12 protein-coding genes are annotated in these 16,116 nt (G+C 64.5%); 4 read left to right on the forward strand and 8 right to left on the reverse strand.

Going from position 1 to position 16,116, the window contains the following annotated elements:
* Window positions 1-83: 83 nt before the first annotated feature.
* Together NFH97_RS12920 and NFH97_RS12925 are read right to left on the reverse strand one after the other, a co-directional pair.
* Window positions 84-1,184 (reverse strand): GGDEF domain-containing protein, encoded by a 1,101-nt coding sequence (locus tag NFH97_RS12920; protein ID WP_348814803.1) that lies wholly within the window; start codon window positions 1,182-1,184, stop codon window positions 84-86.
* Window positions 1,185-1,375: 191 nt separating this feature from the next.
* Complete coding sequence (locus NFH97_RS12925) at window positions 1,376-2,095, reverse strand: YebC/PmpR family DNA-binding transcriptional regulator (protein ID WP_108132350.1); 720 nt, start codon at window positions 2,093-2,095, stop codon at window positions 1,376-1,378.
* A 156-nt stretch (window positions 2,096-2,251) separates the two neighbouring features.
* Here NFH97_RS12925 and NFH97_RS12930 point away from each other — a divergent pair, with 156 nt between their 5' ends.
* From NFH97_RS12930 to NFH97_RS12945, 4 genes are all read left to right on the forward strand, one after another.
* A complete protein-coding gene (locus NFH97_RS12930) occupies window positions 2,252-3,439 on the forward strand; it encodes a M24 family metallopeptidase (protein ID WP_349624907.1) in 1,188 nt (395 codons plus the stop codon).
* Window positions 3,440-3,508: 69 nt separating this feature from the next.
* Complete coding sequence (locus NFH97_RS12935; RefSeq protein WP_349624908.1) at window positions 3,509-5,347, forward strand: ABC transporter ATP-binding protein; 1,839 nt, start codon at window positions 3,509-3,511, stop codon at window positions 5,345-5,347.
* A gap of 181 nt (window positions 5,348-5,528) precedes the next feature.
* Window positions 5,529-8,558 (forward strand): bifunctional diguanylate cyclase/phosphodiesterase, encoded by a 3,030-nt coding sequence (locus NFH97_RS12940; protein WP_348814801.1) that lies wholly within the window; start codon window positions 5,529-5,531, stop codon window positions 8,556-8,558.
* Window positions 8,559-8,601: 43 nt separating this feature from the next.
* Window positions 8,602-9,540: a CorA family divalent cation transporter gene (locus NFH97_RS12945; RefSeq protein ID WP_349624909.1), complete on the forward strand. Its 939-nt coding sequence runs from the start codon at window positions 8,602-8,604 to the stop codon at window positions 9,538-9,540.
* A gap of 99 nt (window positions 9,541-9,639) precedes the next feature.
* On the opposite strand, the gene NFH97_RS12950 is transcribed toward NFH97_RS12945, so the two are convergent.
* The 6 genes from NFH97_RS12950 to NFH97_RS12975 all read right to left on the reverse strand — a co-directional run bounded on the left by NFH97_RS12950 (window position 9,640) and on the right by NFH97_RS12975 (window position 16,069).
* The gene (locus NFH97_RS12950; protein WP_349624910.1) at window positions 9,640-10,881 is read right to left on the reverse strand and encodes an MFS transporter; all 1,242 of its coding nucleotides are present in this window, start codon (window positions 10,879-10,881) and stop codon (window positions 9,640-9,642) included.
* The gene (locus NFH97_RS12955) at window positions 10,878-11,825 is read right to left on the reverse strand and encodes a hydroxymethylglutaryl-CoA lyase (protein WP_349624911.1); all 948 of its coding nucleotides are present in this window, start codon (window positions 11,823-11,825) and stop codon (window positions 10,878-10,880) included. The genes NFH97_RS12950 and NFH97_RS12955 overlap by 4 nt, the downstream gene beginning before the upstream one ends.
* Window positions 11,826-11,844: 19 nt before the next feature.
* On the reverse strand, window positions 11,845-12,393 hold the full coding sequence (locus NFH97_RS12960) for a TRAP transporter small permease (protein WP_108132356.1): 549 nt from the start codon (window positions 12,391-12,393) through the stop codon (window positions 11,845-11,847).
* Window positions 12,394-12,400: 7 nt separating this feature from the next.
* Window positions 12,401-13,447 carry a TRAP transporter substrate-binding protein gene (locus tag NFH97_RS12965; protein ID WP_045991077.1) on the reverse strand — a complete coding sequence of 349 codons (1,047 nt, stop codon included), beginning with the start codon at window positions 13,445-13,447 and terminating at the stop codon, window positions 12,401-12,403.
* Window positions 13,448-13,515: 68 nt separating this feature from the next.
* Window positions 13,516-14,808 carry a TRAP transporter large permease gene (locus NFH97_RS12970; protein WP_045991076.1) on the reverse strand — a complete coding sequence of 431 codons (1,293 nt, stop codon included), beginning with the start codon at window positions 14,806-14,808 and terminating at the stop codon, window positions 13,516-13,518.
* Window positions 14,809-14,860: 52 nt separating this feature from the next.
* Window positions 14,861-16,069 carry a CaiB/BaiF CoA transferase family protein gene (locus NFH97_RS12975; protein ID WP_045991075.1) on the reverse strand — a complete coding sequence of 403 codons (1,209 nt, stop codon included), beginning with the start codon at window positions 16,067-16,069 and terminating at the stop codon, window positions 14,861-14,863.
* Window positions 16,070-16,116 lie beyond the last annotated feature (47 nt).

The following is a 16,116-nucleotide window of genomic DNA, read 5'->3' on the forward strand; positions in this document are numbered from 1 at the left end:
AAGGCAGGCTTTGACGGGCGGCATTTGATTGGCGTGGGAGCGATGACCGAGCGCTGTCCAGGTGGTCGCTTGGCGCTTGCCGGCTAGAGCGGCGGAGGGACCTGCTCCTCTGACTCATCGCTGATGATCCGGTCCCGACCTTCGGCCTTGGCTCGGTAAAGCAGGTGATCGGCGCGATTGATCAGCAGATCATAGTGCATGCCGGGCGTATGGCTGGTCACGCCGACGCTGACGGTCAAGGAAATGACGTCGCCGTTGTGCATGATGGGCAGGCTGCGAAGGCGCTCCTGGAAACCTTCGAGCACCGGAAGGATCTCGTTCAAGTCGGCGCCGGGGAAGATCAGCAGGAATTCTTCGCCGCCCCAGCGGCAGAGTACATCCGAGCGGCGAAAGTGGCGCACCAGCAAATCGGAAATCTGGATCAGGCACTGGTCGCCGACCTTGTGCCCATGCTTGTCGTTGATCAGCTTGAAATGATCGATATCGATCAGCGCGAGGCTGTAGGGCGTGTTGGTGCCATCCTGTCTGTCGCCTGACAACTGGCGCAGGTATTCGCCGGCAAAACGACGGTTGTGCAGGCCGGTGAGGGCATCACGGGTCGCCATGCTGGTCAGCGTTTCTTCCTGGGTCTCGTAGACGTGGCGGGCCAGCATGGCGAAGCCGACCATGGTGAACAGCGCACAGGAGAGGTTCAGGGTCGCCAGCATCAGCGGGAAGCCGGGGCCGCTTTCCAGCGGAAACATCTGGGACAGCGGGAACTCCAGGAACAGGAAGATCAGCATCCCCATCAGGCCGAGCACCAGCGCGACCCACTTGACCGAGTGGGTGACGGCCGCCCAGCAGGACAGTGTCAGCAGGTAGAAGTGAAAGCCGGCGGAGGTACCCAGGATCACGGTGGCGATGATGGCGTGGCAGTAAGCCTCGGTGGTGATCAGGTAGACCGCGCGGTCCTGCTCGCCATGTTGATTGGCGAGATAGGCGCCAAGCCACATGGCCACGCTGATCACGTTGATCAGTGCCAGCAGCGAGTGATCGAGCACCCAGAACAGTGGAATGAAGAGGAAGTGCACCGCCGCACCCATCAGACTGGCCCAGCGGGTGAGCAGGTGCTTGCGAAGATTGCGGTGTCGAATGTTGTCCGGGCGTTGTGCGGCAGCCTGGGTCAGGGTTGAAAATGGGGCCATGCACGGAAACTCGCTCTCGGTGGAAGTAGTCGTCGAAGCGTTCCAACGAACGGTAGAGTCCTCGCAGTTCTATCGAATCCCATGCCCGGAAGCAGTGTCAGGGCAGGGCTCATGCCTGGGTACGAGCCCCTGCCGGGCACTGCGATGCTACTTAACTGTAGCAGTTTCGTCAGTCGAAAGGCGTCGATGCGCTAGGGTAATTCAGCGCTGTGGTAAACGTTCTGGACGTCATCGAGGTCGTTGAGCATGTCGAGCAGCTTTTCGAACATGGCCAGGTCATCCCCCTCCACCGGCGTGGTGGCCTGGGGCAGGAACTGGATCTCGTCGATCTCGAACTCCTCGGCGCCGAGGGATTCGCGCAGCGCCTGACGCGCCTTGGCGTAGTCGGTCGGCGGAGCAAACACGGTGATCAGGCCGTTCTCGTTCTCGATGTCGGTGACATCCACGTCGGCTTCCATCAAGGCTTCCAGCGCGGCTTCTTCATCCTCGCCGGTGTAGGCGAGGATCGCCAGATGGTCGAACATGTGGCTGACGCTGCCCGGTGTGCCGATCTTGCTCTTGGTCTTGGTGAAGCAGGCACGAACGTCGCCGAAGGTCCGGTTGGGATTGTCGGTCAGACATTCGACGATCACCATGGCGTTGCCGGGACCGAAGCCCTCATAGCGTGCCAGCGAGTAGTCCTCGCCGCCGACGCCCGACGCCTTCTCCAGCGCCCGATCGATGACATGACCCGGTACCTGGTCCTTCTTGGCGCGGTCGAGAAGGCTGCGCAGCGACAGATTGGCGTTCGGATCGACGCCTCCGGACTTGGCGCAGACGTAGATCTCGCGTCCGTACTTGCTGTAGACCTTGGTCTTGGCGGCGGCCGTCTTGGCCATGGATTCCTTGCGGTTCTGGAAGGCCCTGCCCATTGCGTATTCCTGTGGCGTGTCTACACGAGTCTGGAATTCTACGAGAGTCCGCCCCTCGGCGAGAAGTCTTATTTCCCCTCGGCTTGCCCGGGATCGCCTGGAAGACGAACCGGCTTGACTGTCTACACTGTGGTGAATCGATCAAGGAGACGGCCCATGGATCACCATCAGTACCGCCAGGCCCTGGCGGTAGAGCACGCCGGAAGCGAACTGCCGTTTGCCGCCGAGGAGTTCGATCGCCGGCTGGCGCGCGCTCGCGATGCCATGCAGCGACAGGGGCTGGACGCCCTGCTGCTGTGCCAGGCGGCGGACATCTTCTATCTATGTGGCTATCACACCTTCGAAGTCTCCGTGCACGCGGCCCTGGTGGTCACCCCTTCGCGCACGCTGCTGCAGGTGGCGTCCATCGAGACCGGGCCCGCCGTGGTGACGGCGAGGGTCGATGAAGTGGTCGGCTATCGCTGGGAAGCCCTCGATGAGGTGATCGATCCGTTGGCTGACGCCTTGGCGGACAGTCACGACATCGGCATCGATGGCAGCAGTAGCGGTCTACGGTTTGGCCTGATGCGTCATCTGCAGGGGCGACTCGGTGGCGATCGCTTCCATGATAGTGCCGGTGGCCTGATGGCGAGCCTGAGACTGGTCAAGAGCGACGCCGAACTCGATTGCCTGACGCGCAGCGCCAAGATGACATCGCTTGGGCTTGCGCGTGCCATCGAGGTGGTCGAGCCCGGTGTCACCGACAACCAGGTGGCCGCCGTCGGTGCCCAGGTGATGCTCGAGGCCGGCAGCGAATTTTTCAGCCTGGCCCCGATCGTCACCAGCGGGTCGCGCAGTGGCATCATCCACGTCAACCACAAGCGCCGGGGCATCGCTTCGGGCGATGCGGTGTTCCTCGAGTTTGGTGCCGTCTGGCAGCGCTACACCGCGCCGACCATGCGCACGGTGGTGGTCGGGCCGATCAGCGACGAGATGCGCCTCGCCGCCGACCTGTGTGTCGAGATGGAGGCCCGCATGTGCGAGGCCATGACGCCGGGCACACCTTTCGAAGACGTCGCCCGGCTCGCCGATGCTATCCTGGCGCCACACCGCGAACGCTTCTTCCATTCGGGGGTTTACGGCTACGCGGTCGGTGCCCAGTTTCCGCCGAGCTGGGTGGAAGGCACGGGTTTTCTCGCCGCCGGGCAGACCAAGCCGCTTGCCCGCAACATGGTCTTCCACCTGCCGCTGTGTCTGCGCTTGCCGGGAGGTTTCGGCATCGGTCTAAGCAATACGGTGAGGGTCACCGATCGAGGCGCGATGCGCCTGACCGACCACGACATGGCACTGGTGCACCGACCTTGACAGCACACGCCGCATGAACGGCACAAGGGTATGATGAGCGGCTGGCGTCATGCGATACGAGAGCGGAACATGCTGCGTTTTTTCGAGAGGCTGGTGGATCCCTATCCCGACCAGCCCGAGTCGGTACCCGCGGACCGGTTGTGGCCCTTCGTGCTGCACTACTCGCGTCCCTTCACCGGGCTGTTGGCGGCCATGGCGGTGGTCACGGCGCTGGTCTCCATCGCCGAGGTGGTGTTCTTCACCGCCATGGGCGAACTGGTGGACTGGCTGGCCGAAGCCGACCGTGAGGGCTTTGTCGACACCCACCTGACCAGCTTGATCGGCCTGGGAGCGGCGGTGCTGGCAGGACTGCCACTTCTGGTGTTTTTGCTGTCGTTGATCACCCACCAGGGAATCTTCGGCAACTACCCCATGCTCGGGCGCTGGCTCTCCCATCGGCTGATGCTCGAGCAGAGCCTGTCGTTCTTTCATGACGAGTTTGCCGGGCGCGTCTCGCAGAAGGTGATGCAGACCGCGCTGGCCATGCGCGAGACCGTCACCAAGGTGCTCGACATGCTGGTCTATGTGCTGGTGTATTTCACCGGCGCGCTGGTGGTGCTGGGGGCCGCCGAGCCCTGGTTGATGGCTCCTCTGGTGCTATGGCTTGCGGGCTACCTGGCATTGATGAGGGTTTTTATCCCCCGGCTGCGCCGAGTGTCCATGGCCCAGGCGGACGCGCGCGCGGTGATGACCGGGCGGGTCGTGGACAGCTACAGCAATATCCAGACGATCAAGCTGTTTGCCGATGCCGGGGCAGAGCAGGCTTACGCCCGGGAAGCCATGGATGGCTTCATGGGAACGGTACATCGGCAGATGCGCCTGGCCACCTGGCTATCGGTGTCGTTGGCGACCCTCAATACCCTGCTGCTGGTGGGTATGGCGGGACTGGTCGTACTGGCCTGGTATCACCGCTGGGTGTCCCTTGGTGAAACGGCGGTGGCGATCGGTCTGGTCATGCGGGTGCGCTCCATGTCCGACTGGATCCTGTGGGAAGTCGCTGGCCTGTTCGAGAATGTCGGCACCGTTCAGGACGGTATCAACACCCTGTCGCGTATCCCCGAAGTGCAGGATCGACCAGCGGCCCCTGCGCTGCGGGTCCAGCACGGCGAGATTCGTTTCGAGGACGTGGTCTTTGGCTACGCCCGGGGAAGCCAGGTGGGCCCCAGGGTGTTCGACGGTTTCGATCTGAACATTTCCCCGGGCGAAAAGGTGGGCATCATCGGCCGCTCCGGCGCCGGCAAGTCGACCCTGGCGTCGCTGCTGATGCGCTTTCATGATCTGCAGGCCGGGCAGATAACGATCGATGGTCAGAATATCGCCGAGGTCACCCAGGCATCGCTGCGTCGACAGATCGGTATGGTGACCCAGGATACGTCCCTGCTGCATCGATCGCTGCGCGAGAATCTGACCTACGGTTGTCGAGACTGCAGCGAAGAAAGGTTGTGGCAGGCGGTGCGTCAGGCGCATGTTCACGAGTTTATCGAGGATCTGGTCGATCCTCATGGGCGTCGGGGCCTGGATGCCCAGGTGGGAGAGCGCGGTGTGACCCTGTCTGGGGGGCAGCGCCAGCGGATCGCCATCGCTCGGGTGTTGCTCAAGGATGCGCCGATCCTGGTGCTCGACGAGGCCACCTCGGCGCTGGACTCCGAGGTGGAAGCGGCAATTCAGCAGCATCTCTATACCCTGATGGAGGGCAAGACCGTCATCGCCATTGCCCATCGTCTGTCGACCATCGCCATGCTCGATCGACTGGTAATCATCGACAAGGGGCGCATCGTCGAGATGGGTGAGCACGAATCTTTGCTGGCCCGGGATGGCCTCTATGCTTCCCTGTGGCGCCGCCAGGTCGGAGGTTTTCTGGGGGAATGATGGACCATGGTCAGCTTGGTGTGATCAAGAAACTAGGCGGTTTAATGCGCGAGTGGTGCGCAAGTACTGCGCAAGTAGCGCAGGGTTGGCTATGATCACTCGTCCATGCCCAAGACAGTCGACGGAATCTGGATGCGCACCTTCCACATGAATGCTCTAGAGGCGAAACGACGACGTGTCCGTGTCAGTTGATCCATCCCCCTTTGTGACGAATGCGTCCGACTCGGGGCGTCGTCGTGCCATTGCGCTCTATGTGACCGCCTTGATGCTGCTGGTCGCCGGCATCGTGTGGACTCTCAGGGGCCAGTATCTGGCCGAGGTGGAGCGTGTGGAGCAACGTCTCGACGCGCGAGCGGAGGTGGTCGAGGCGCTGGTGGCCGAGCCTTTTGACGTCGCGACTCACGCGCTTGCCGGGCTACTGGCTCTCGATGAAATGATCAATCCTGCCGGCAATGGACCGCCGATGGCACCCTTGCTCAGGGAGCGAACCAGGTCCCTTCCCCTGGTAGAAGACCTGGCGATCCTCTCGGACCCGACAAGCGCAGAAGCTCGCTTTTTCGAGGGTTGGTTACCCCAGGATGCGTTTCTTCGACAGTTGGCCGGATTGAGGAGGGGAGAGACCCTGGTCTCGTCTCTGCACTATTCGCCGTCTGCCGGCGAATACCGCATGACCCTGGTGCAACGGAGCACGGCAGAGACCACTCAGATGCATGTTGCCATGGCATCGATCGACCCCGGGCCCTTGGCTGAAGCGATCAAGGGGTTCGGCCTGATGCAGGGAGAAAGCATCGCCCTGGTCGACAGCGAGGCACGGCTGGTGGTCCGCGTGCCTGCGGCTGGGCTGGCGCCGGGAGAATTGGTGTCGCAGGCGGGAAGTCGATCGCTGACCGCGGACGCGCCGGATACGCTTCACTTTCGTCAGCAATCCCCGCTGGATGGTCAGGAGCGGTTGTTCGTGGCGAGGCGAGTGGCCGAACTGCCTCTGTGGCTGGTGCTGGGCTACAGTCACGAGGCGTTGCTGTCGGGCTGGAGCCAGCGCCTGTGGCCACTGGTAGTGCTGGGGGCGTTGCTGGCCCTGCTCGGATTATGGTTGCTGCGTCACGTGCTGGCGCAGGGGCGTGCCCAGCTGGCGTTGCAGGGGGAGGTGGTCGAACGGCAGCGCGCCGAACAGGCCGCCCACCGCCGTGAAGCTCGCTTGAAGGCGTTGATCGGTTCCATGCAGGACCTGGTACTGGTGCTGGATCGCGGTGGCCACTTCTCCTTTGTCCATGCCGGAGACGAAGCCTTGCTGCTGGCACCGCCGGAGGTCCTGGTCGGCAGCCACTACCGCGCCTTTCTGCCGCCGGACATCGCCAGACGTCTGGACGAGGCGCTGGCCGAGGTGGCGGCCAGCGGTGAAGTACGTCGGTTTGATTATTCTCTGACCGTAGGTGGCGGCCCCCGTGACTTCAGTGCATTGATCAGTCCGCTGCTCAGCGGTGATGGGGAGCATGACGGTGTCCTGCTGGTAGTGCGTGATGTCACCCTGGAGCGGTTGCATCAGGCCAACATGAGCATTGCCGCGGTAGCCTTCGAGACCCACCTGGGCATGATGATCACCGATGTCGATGGCCGCATTCTCAAGGTCAATCGGACCTTTACCGACATCACCGGCTATCGCGAAGACGAGGTCCAGGGGAGTCGCCCAGACATCCTGCGCTCGGGGCGACATGACGAACACTTCTATCGACAGCTATGGCAGCGGATCGGCGATACCGGTGCCTGGCAGGGCGAGATCTGGAATCGTCGCAAGAGCGGAGACATCTATCCTCAATGGCTGACCATCAGCGCGGTGCGTGACGAGCGGGGCCAGCTGCGCAACTACGTGGCGACGCTCAGCGACATCACCGAGCGCAAGGCGGCGGAGGAAGAAATTCATCAGCTTGCCTTCTTCGACCCGCTGACGGGCCTGGCCAATCGACGCCTGCTACTCGATCGACTCGGCGAAAAACTGGAACGTTGTCAGCGGGATGGCTGTTACGGCGCACTGCTGCTCATTGATTTCGATAACTTCAAGCAGGTCAACGATACCCTCGGCCACCACGGCGGTGACGAGCTGCTCAGAGAAGCCGCCCGTCGCTTCGAGTCGGTATTGCGCGAGGAGGATACTCTGGCACGTCTCAGCGCCGATGAGTTCGTGGTGGTCCTCGAAGGCGTGGGCGTGGAACTCGAGACCGCGGTGCGCGTGGCCGATACCGTTGCTCGCAAGCTGCTGAACACGCTGGATATGCCGGTCTGGATCGAAGGACGTCCGGTGTCGCCGAATGCGCGCGTCGGTATCAGTCCGTTTCGCGACGAGGTCTCTCGCGAACGGTTGTTGCAGCAGGCCGACATGGCCTTGTTCCAGGCCAAGAGTCAGACCGCCAGCGACGTCTGCTTCTTCGACCCGGGGATGCAGCGACGGATGCAGCAGCGTGCTCAGCTATACGAAGACCTGCTTGGCGCGCTGGCGCGCTCTGAGCTGTATCTGGTCTACCAGAAACAGGTCGATCAGCTTGATTGTGTCACCGGGGTCGAGGCGCTGATCCGCTGGCGACACCCCGACAGGGGCCTCGTTCCGCCGTCCGAGTTCATTCCGCTGGCCGAGGAGCGCCCACTGATCCATGAACTCGGTCTCTGGGTCATCGAGCAGGCCTGCCTGACGCTGGTGGATTGGGTGCAGCAGGGTGATGACAGCACCAGGACCGTGTCGGTCAACGTCAGTCCCAGGCAGTTTCAGGATCCCGGCTTCGTTGCCCGGGTCAGTGATATCCTCGCGCGCACCGGGGCGCCGGCCCGGCGTCTCAAGCTTGAGGTGACCGAGTCGCTGTTCGTGGCGGATCGCGACGGGGTCGAGCGCACCATGACGCGGCTCAAGGCACTGGGCGTGACCTTCGCGCTGGACGACTTCGGCACCGGCTACTCGTCGCTGGCCTATCTGAAGCGTCTGCCGCTGGACGAGCTGAAGATCGACCAGTCCTTCGTTCGCGACGTGCTCGACAACGCCACCAGCTCCGCCATCGTGGCAAGCACCATTGCTCTGGCGCGCAGCCTGGGGCTTGATGTGATTGCCGAGGGAGTGGAGTCAGCGGAGCAGCGGGACTGGCTTCATCGACACGGTTGCCACCGCTACCAGGGCTTTTTGTACGGACAGCCGGCGCCGCTGTCCGAGCTTGATTTCTCGACCTTGTAAGCGGCGGGCGCGGCCCGCCTGACGAACACCTGATGGAGCCTGCATGACCGCGCCTTTTTTCATCGACGCCTGGTCGTTTGGCCAGGAAGTCCGCCAGTTGCCCGAGCCAGCGCCTGGCCCGCTTCAGGCAGGCGCCTGGTACCACTTTCAGCGGGATGCCGAAGCCACCTGTGAGCGCCTCGAGCTGGCAGGAATCCCCGAATCCGCCATCGACGGCGTGCTGGCCGAGGACACCCGGCCGCGCTTCGAGACCCTCGGCGACGGCAACTTCCTGTTGATTCTGCGTGGGGTCAACCTCAACCAGGGCGAGCAGCCCGACGACATGCTCAGCATCCGCATCCTCTATTACGATGGGGTGCTGATTTCCACCCGCAAGCTGCCTTCCCGGGCCATCGCCGACATACGCCGTGAGCTCGAGCAGGGCAAAGGGCCTGACGATCTGGGAGCAGTGGTGGTGGATATCATCGAAAAGCTCCACGATCGCATCGAGGATTTCGTCGAGCCCTTTGACGCCACCATCGCCGCCCAGGAAGAAGAGCCTGAGGCCGACAACGCCGTCCTGATGTCGCTGAACAAGCGGTTGATCAAGCTGCGTCGCTTCCTCAAGCCCCAGCGCTACGCCATTGAAGCGATGATCGACAGCCTGCCACCGCTGCTTGCCGATGATCGATTCGATCTGGCCAATGCTCGCGACACCATCCAGCGAATCAACGAGTCGGTGGACTTCTATCTTGAGCATGTAGGCATGGTTCAGCAGTACCAGACCCATCAGCACACCGAAAAGGTAAACCGCAACACCTACCTGCTGTCGATCATCTCCGGCATCTTCCTGCCGATCAGCTTTCTGACTGGCCTGCTGGGCGTGAATATCGGCGGCATGCCTGGCGTCGACAATCCCATGTCCTTCGCCCTGTTCTGCACCTTCATGGTGGTGCTGGTGGCGGTGGAGCTGGTGGTGCTCAAGCGCTGGCGTTTTATCTAGGCCCCGGCAGCCGCTTGAGCCAGCCTCTTGAGCCAGGCGCTTGAGCGAGCCGGTTCAACGATCTTTGGCAGCCGAACGCTGGCCACACCACGTCGACGGTCAGCCGTCGCCAGCGATGGCCCGTCGCGCCTTCAGCAGAAAGCCAAGGCCCACCAGGGCAAGTCCCGCCAACAGCCCGAACAGGGCGGTATAGCTGCCGAACAGCCCATGTAGCGCACCCAGCAGGGGTAGCCCGACAAGCACACCGCTGTAGGTCAGCACCAGGCAACCGCCGGCGGCGTCGGCCACCCGTTCGGCGGGGGCCAGACGGGTGATCTCGGCCATGAACACGCCGTTCCAGCCAAGCGCCGACAGGCTCATGAGGCACAGCACCGCGACCATTGCCCAGCGCGGCCAGTCGGCGTCCATGGTGGCGATGGCCAGGCCGCTACCGGCGCTCAGGCAGGCCAGCCCCATCAGGGTGATCAGGCGATCGTCGAGGATATCGCCGACAAGGCCCCACAGCACTCGGCCGATGATGCCGAAGACCTGGACCGCGGACATGGTGGCGCCGGCGACGACCAGGCCGACGCCCAGATCCTCGACCAGCAGCGCCACGGTGAAGGCCGAGACCGATAGCTGGATGGCTGAAAAGCAGAGACTCAAGAGGGCCAGGTAGCGCAGCGCCGGGCGCTGCCAGACCACCTGGAGCCCGGCCAAGGGGGTGGTCAGCCAAGGAGTGCGAGGGTCGCGCTCGCGGTCCCAGTGATGGCGCTGAATCTGCAATAGCAGAATACCGATGACGGCGACCAGGAACAGGCAGCCCAGAGCCGCCTGCCAGCCGATGGCCAGCGCCAGGGCGGGGGCGACAAGGCCCGCCAGCACGCCACCGAAGGGCACCCCGGTCTGCTTGAGCGAGAACACCAGGCCCTGGCGGTGACGCGGAGTCACCCGAAACAGCAAAAGCGACGCAGAGGGGTTGGTCAGGCCATAGCCGAGCCCGGCGATCAGCGAGGCCAGGGCGAAGGTGGCCAGCGACGGCAGGGTCAGCAGCGCCGCGCCGCCGCCAAGCAGCCCCAGCGCCAGCTGGCTGACGCGACAGGGGCCATAGCGTCGGGTCAGAGGCCCGCCGACCAGCGAGGTCAGCATGGCGCCACCGAAGATCAGGCTGACCTGGATACCCACGGTGGCGGTGGAAACTCCCAGCGAGTCCGCCAGGGTCGGCGCGATCGCCGAGGGAAACAGCGCCACCAGCGACGAGAAGGCCAACACCAGGGTCGTTGCCAGCAGGGCGATACCGACCTGGGGAGGCGGAGAGGGTGGTGAAGAGGGAGCTGTAGAGGGCGCCGTCTGCTGGTTCATGCCCCCGCGTCTGCCCCGGCCAGGCCCTCACGTGGAACCCGGCGCAGGTGGCTTTCGGTCTTGCCGCCGGGCAGTGCCGCGATCAAGTCGGCCGCGTGCAGCAGCGCGCCAAGATCGATGTCACCTGCCAACCCGCCCCCCTGCAGGGCGTAGACCAGGTCTTCACTGGCGGTGTTGCCGGTGGCCCCCGGAGCGAAGGGACAACCGCCGAGTCCTGCGCAGGCGGCGTCGAGTGCGGTGGCACCGTGGCGGGCCGCGAATAGGGCGTTGGCCACGCCCATGCCGAAGGTGTCGTGGCCGTGGAACGCCCAGGACAGGGCGGGGGATCGGTGGCGCTCGGTCAGCTCGGTGAAGTGGTCCGCCACCTGGAAGGGTGTGGCGCGACCGGTGGTGTCGCACAGGGCGACTTCCACCGGCAACTCGCCGGTGATGGCGAGCGCCTTAGTGAGCACCTCATCGACCCGGCGCCAGTCGACCCTGCCGTCGAAGGGGCAGTCGAAGCTGGTGCCAAGGTCCAGGCGCAGGGCGGTGTTGCCCTTGGCGCGCACCGCCTCGACCACACGGGCGAAGGCCTCCAACGATTCATCCACCGACTGGCGCACATTGTTGCGGTTGTGCGCCTCGGACACCGAGACCACGTAGACCAGCTCGCTGACATCGTGTTCAAGCGCAAGCTCGGCTCCCTTGAGGTTGGGAACAAGCGCGGAGAATCTCACATCGCGGCGATGGGCGAAGGCGCGGATCAGCTCGCCGGTGTCCGCCATCTGCGGAATCGCCCGGGGGCTGACGAAGGAGCCGATCTCCATGCGTCGGATGCCGGCGTCGAGCAGCGCCTGGATGACCTCGATCTTGCGCTCTGTCGGCAGCGGATCGGCGATCGACTGGAAGCCGTCGCGTGGGGCGACCTCGACCAGTTCGATCGGGGCGGGTGACGTGGTGGTCATGCGGGAGTCTCCGTCGGGTTCAAGGGTGGGTGGCATCGATGTGATCGGAGCCGTCCGGCGGCGGCAGTGGGGCGCCGCGGGAAAGGCTCGCCAGGGTGTCGATCAGAAACTGAAGGCCGAGTGCGGTGAAGCCGATCGGCAGCAGCGCGTAGGGGATGCCCATGGGGGTGCCGAGGGCGCTGGACACCCGTTCGCCGTACTCGAAGGCCTGGGCCGCCATCAGATAACCGCGCCAGGCGAGGATCGCGCAGAACGTCATCCCGGCAAGACCAGTGAACACTTCCAGCAGGCGACGCGCCTTGGCGGGAAGCTTGTCCTTGAAGAAGGTGATACGGATATGGGCGTCGAAGCGTTGGGCCTCGGCGGCGCCCATCACCGCCAGATACACCAGCAGGAAGGAGTTGATCTCCAGGCTCCAGTGGGTGGGGGCGGAGAAGGCGTAGCGCATGACAGTGTCGTAGCAGATCGACACCGTCATGAACACCAGCACCGCCATCGAGGCCAGGCGCAGGATGGCGAGTACGCCATCCCAGCCCTTGAGGGGGATCCTCTGTGCGTGCGCTTTCATGGCGACCTCAGGCCTGTCCCAGCGCGAGCTTGATGGCACGTTCGCCGAGTTCCTCACCGACCTCGCCTTTCCAGTGGTCCCATACCTTGTGGGTGGCCTCGTTGAAGGCGGCCAGATCCTCGTCGCTGGGGGCGATGATCTCGACGTTCTCCTCGCGCACCTGAGGCCAGTACTCGTTGGGATAGATATCGTCGTTGCAGTGGCTGATGAAGTTCTCGTCGTACCAGCGGGCGGCATCTTCGAGGATCGCACGGCTGTCGTCGTCGAGGCTGTCCCAGCGGTCACGCAGCATGAAGGGCGCCACCGAGAAGCCGGTGATCGGCAGCTGGTAGCACACGTCCACCTGCTCCTGCAGGCTGCGCCCGATGATGGTGGAGATATTGAACACGCCGGCGTCCACGGTACCGCGCTGCAGCGCCATGTAGGTCTCGGACGAAGGAATGCGCACCGCACCGATGTCGTAGGCCTCCAGCGCCGAGGTGGCCTCGAAGCTGACCACCCTGACCTTCTTGCCGCGAATGTCCTCGAGGCTGCGCACCGCGTTGTCCTGGGTGCTCCAGATGTACTCGGGCTCGAGGATGCCGCCGCCGGAGGTCAGCATGTAGAGGTTTTCCTTGGCCAGCTCCTCATTGATCAGGTCGAACAGCGGGCTGCCCTGACGCAGCCGCTCGGGGTGGCGGTACAGCTCGCCGACGACACCGGGCAGCCCGGTGATGCCGAGGATCGGCAGCGAGCGGGTGATGTAGGAGGTGGTGTGGAACATGAAGTCGATATTGCGCGAGCGCAGCGCGGGAAGCTGTTCGTCGGCCTTGAGCAGCTGGCCCGAGTCGTAGAAATCGACCTCGAGCACGTCGCCGCCGTTGTCGCGCAGGTAGTTGACGAAGCCGGCGGAGCCGTAGGTCAGCGCCTTGTAGGACGGTGGCAGGTAGGTCACGCCGGTGAAGGTGGTGGCGGCGCGGGCATGGCGTGGCATCAGCGCCTGGGGGCCCAGCAGCGAGGCCCCTGCGGTGGCGAAGGCGGTGGTCTTGAGCAGTTGGCGGCGGGTCAGGTTCATGGGAATGTCTCCGTCTTGTCATTGTCGTTGTTGCCCCTGGCCAGCGGGGCGAGTGAATCGGGGCCCCTTCAGTGCATCAGGCTCGGTAGCCACAGGCTGATGCTGGGGAAGAACACGAACAGCATCAGCACCAGGAACTGCACCGCCACGAAGGGCAGCGCGCTCTTGATGATCTCCTCCACCGACAGCTCCGGGCAGACCCCCCTGAGCGCGTAGAGGTTGAGCCCTACCGGCGGGGTGATCACCGCGATCTCCAGGTTCAGCACCATGACGATGCCGAACCACAGGGGGTCATAGCCCATGGCCTGGATCAGCGGCAGCAGCACCGGCGTGGTGACCACGATCAGCGAGACCGCATCGACGATCATGCCGAGCAGGATCAGCAGCAGCATGACCGCCAGCAGGATCGCCCAGTCCGGCAGGCCCGAGGCGGTCAGCGATTCGGTCAGTAGCTGCGGCACCCGCACCATGTTGAGGTAGTCGCCGAAGATCTTGGCGCAGCCGATGATCAGCAGGATGGCGCCGCTGACTCGCGCGGTGCTGGCCAGGATGCGGCCGAAGGAGGCAAGCGTCAGGCAGCGGAAGATCAGCGCGGCGATCACGAAGGCGCCGAAGGCGCCGATGCCGGCGGCCTCGCTGGGGGTGGCCAGTCCAGAATAGATAGAGCCAAGCACCACCAGCACCAGCAGTGCGGCGTGCCAGATGTGGGCAAGGCTGGCGAAGCGCTCGCGCCAGCTGAAGCGTTGCTCGACGCTGGGCGCTTCCTCGGGCTTCAGACTCACCCGGATAAAGATGTAGAGCGACAGCGCCAGCGCCAGTACCACCCCGGGGACGATACCGCCGATGAACAGGTCGGCCACCGATACGCTGGCCACGGCGCCATAGATGATGAAGGGCACACTGGGCGGGATCAGCATCGCCAGGGCGCCGGCGCTGACCACCGCACCGGCGGCTAGCGAGCGGCTGTAGCCGCGCTCGAGCATCTGCGGTACGGCGATCGAACCGACCGCGGCGACGCCGGCCAGGCTCACCCCGGACACCGCGCCGAACACCGCCGAGGCACCCACCGAGGAGATCGCCAGGCTACCCCTGAGCCAGTGCAGCCACCTCACCGCCGCCTGGAACAGGTTGCTGCCCACCGGCGTAGCACCGAGCAGGTTGCCCATCAATATGAACAGCGGCAGGGCAATCAATTCGAAGGCATTGAGCTGGCCAAACAGCGACGACGGCGCGAAGAAGAACGCCATGGAGCCCCGGGCCATGTACAGGCCGGCGAGCCCGGCCAGCCCCAGGGACAGAAAGATCGGCAGGCCGACGGCGATCAATACGATCAGTAGCGCCAGGACGAGTAGGGGTTCCATGCAAGAGCCTCTAGGTTGTTGTTGTCGGCAGAGTGGTCGCTGGTTGGCGGTGCTAGATCACGCTGTCCTTGCGCAGGGCATCGATGCTGTTCTGGTCGAGTTCCAGCCAGTCGCCGAGCACCGCCTCGGTGTGTTCGCCCAGGGCCGGGCCGACCTGGCGCACCTTGCCCGGCGTCTGCGACAGCCGCGGAAAGACGTTCTGCATCGGCAGCGGCTTGCCGTGGCGGTCCGGCACCTCGACGATGGAGCCGCGCTCCTTGATGTGTTCGTCTTCGAGCATGTCCTTGGCGGTGTACACCAGGCCCGCCGGGACACCGGCGTCGGCCAGCAGGTCGACGATATGCTGGGCATCGTGGTGGGCGGTCCAGGCGGCGATCAGCTCGTCGATGGCCTGCTGGTTCTCGCCGCGCGCGCGATGGTCGGCGTAGTCCGGATGATCGGCCAGGGTGGGCTGGCCCATGGCCTCGCACAGCCGGCGGAAGACGGTGTCCTGATTGGCGCCGATGATGACATCCCGGCCGTCCCTGGCGGGATAGGCGTTGGACGGGGCGATCTTGGGCAGGAAGCTGCCTGCGCGCTCACGGATCTTGCCGGCCCGGGCGTAGTCGGGGATCAGGCTCTCCATCATCGCCATCACGGCCTCGAAGATGGCACTGTCCACCACCTGGCCACGCCCGGTCTTCTCGCGCTGGTGCAGCGCCAGCAACGCGCCCATGGCGCCCTGGACCCCGGCCAGGGTGTCGCCCAGCGAAATCCCCACCCTGACCGGGGGGCGGTCCGGGTAGCCGCTGATGTAGCGCAACCCGCCCATGGCTTCGCACACCGCCGCGAAGCCGGCACGCGACGCGTAGGGACCGTCCTGGCCGAAGCCGGTGACTCGCACCATGATCAGCCCCGGGTTGTCGGCCGACAGGCTCTGGTAGTCCAGGCCCCAGCGCTCCATGGTGCCGGGGCGGAAGTTTTCGATCAGCACGTCGGCCTTGGCCGCCAGTCTTCGCAGCAGGTCCTGGCCCTCTGGCTTGCGCAGATCGAGGGTCAGCGACTGCTTGTTGCGGGCGATCACGTTCCACCACAGCGGTTCGCCGCTCTCGTCGGTCTGGCCCCATTGGCGCATGGCGTCGCCCTTGCCCGGTGGCTCGATCTTGACCACCTGGGCGCCGAAGTCGGCCAGTACCTGGCCGCAGGTGGGCCCGGCGATCAGCTGGCCGAGTTCGAGCACCTTGAGGTCGTCCAGCGGGAGTGAGGCGATAAGCTCGTTCATGTTGGAGGTCCGTGGTCAGAGGTCGAAGGTGGAAGATGAAGGGTGAA

The sequence above is a fragment of the Halomonas sp. SCS19 genome, assembly GCF_040147015.1.
GTDB lineage: Bacteria > Pseudomonadota > Gammaproteobacteria > Pseudomonadales > Halomonadaceae > Halomonas > Halomonas litopenaei.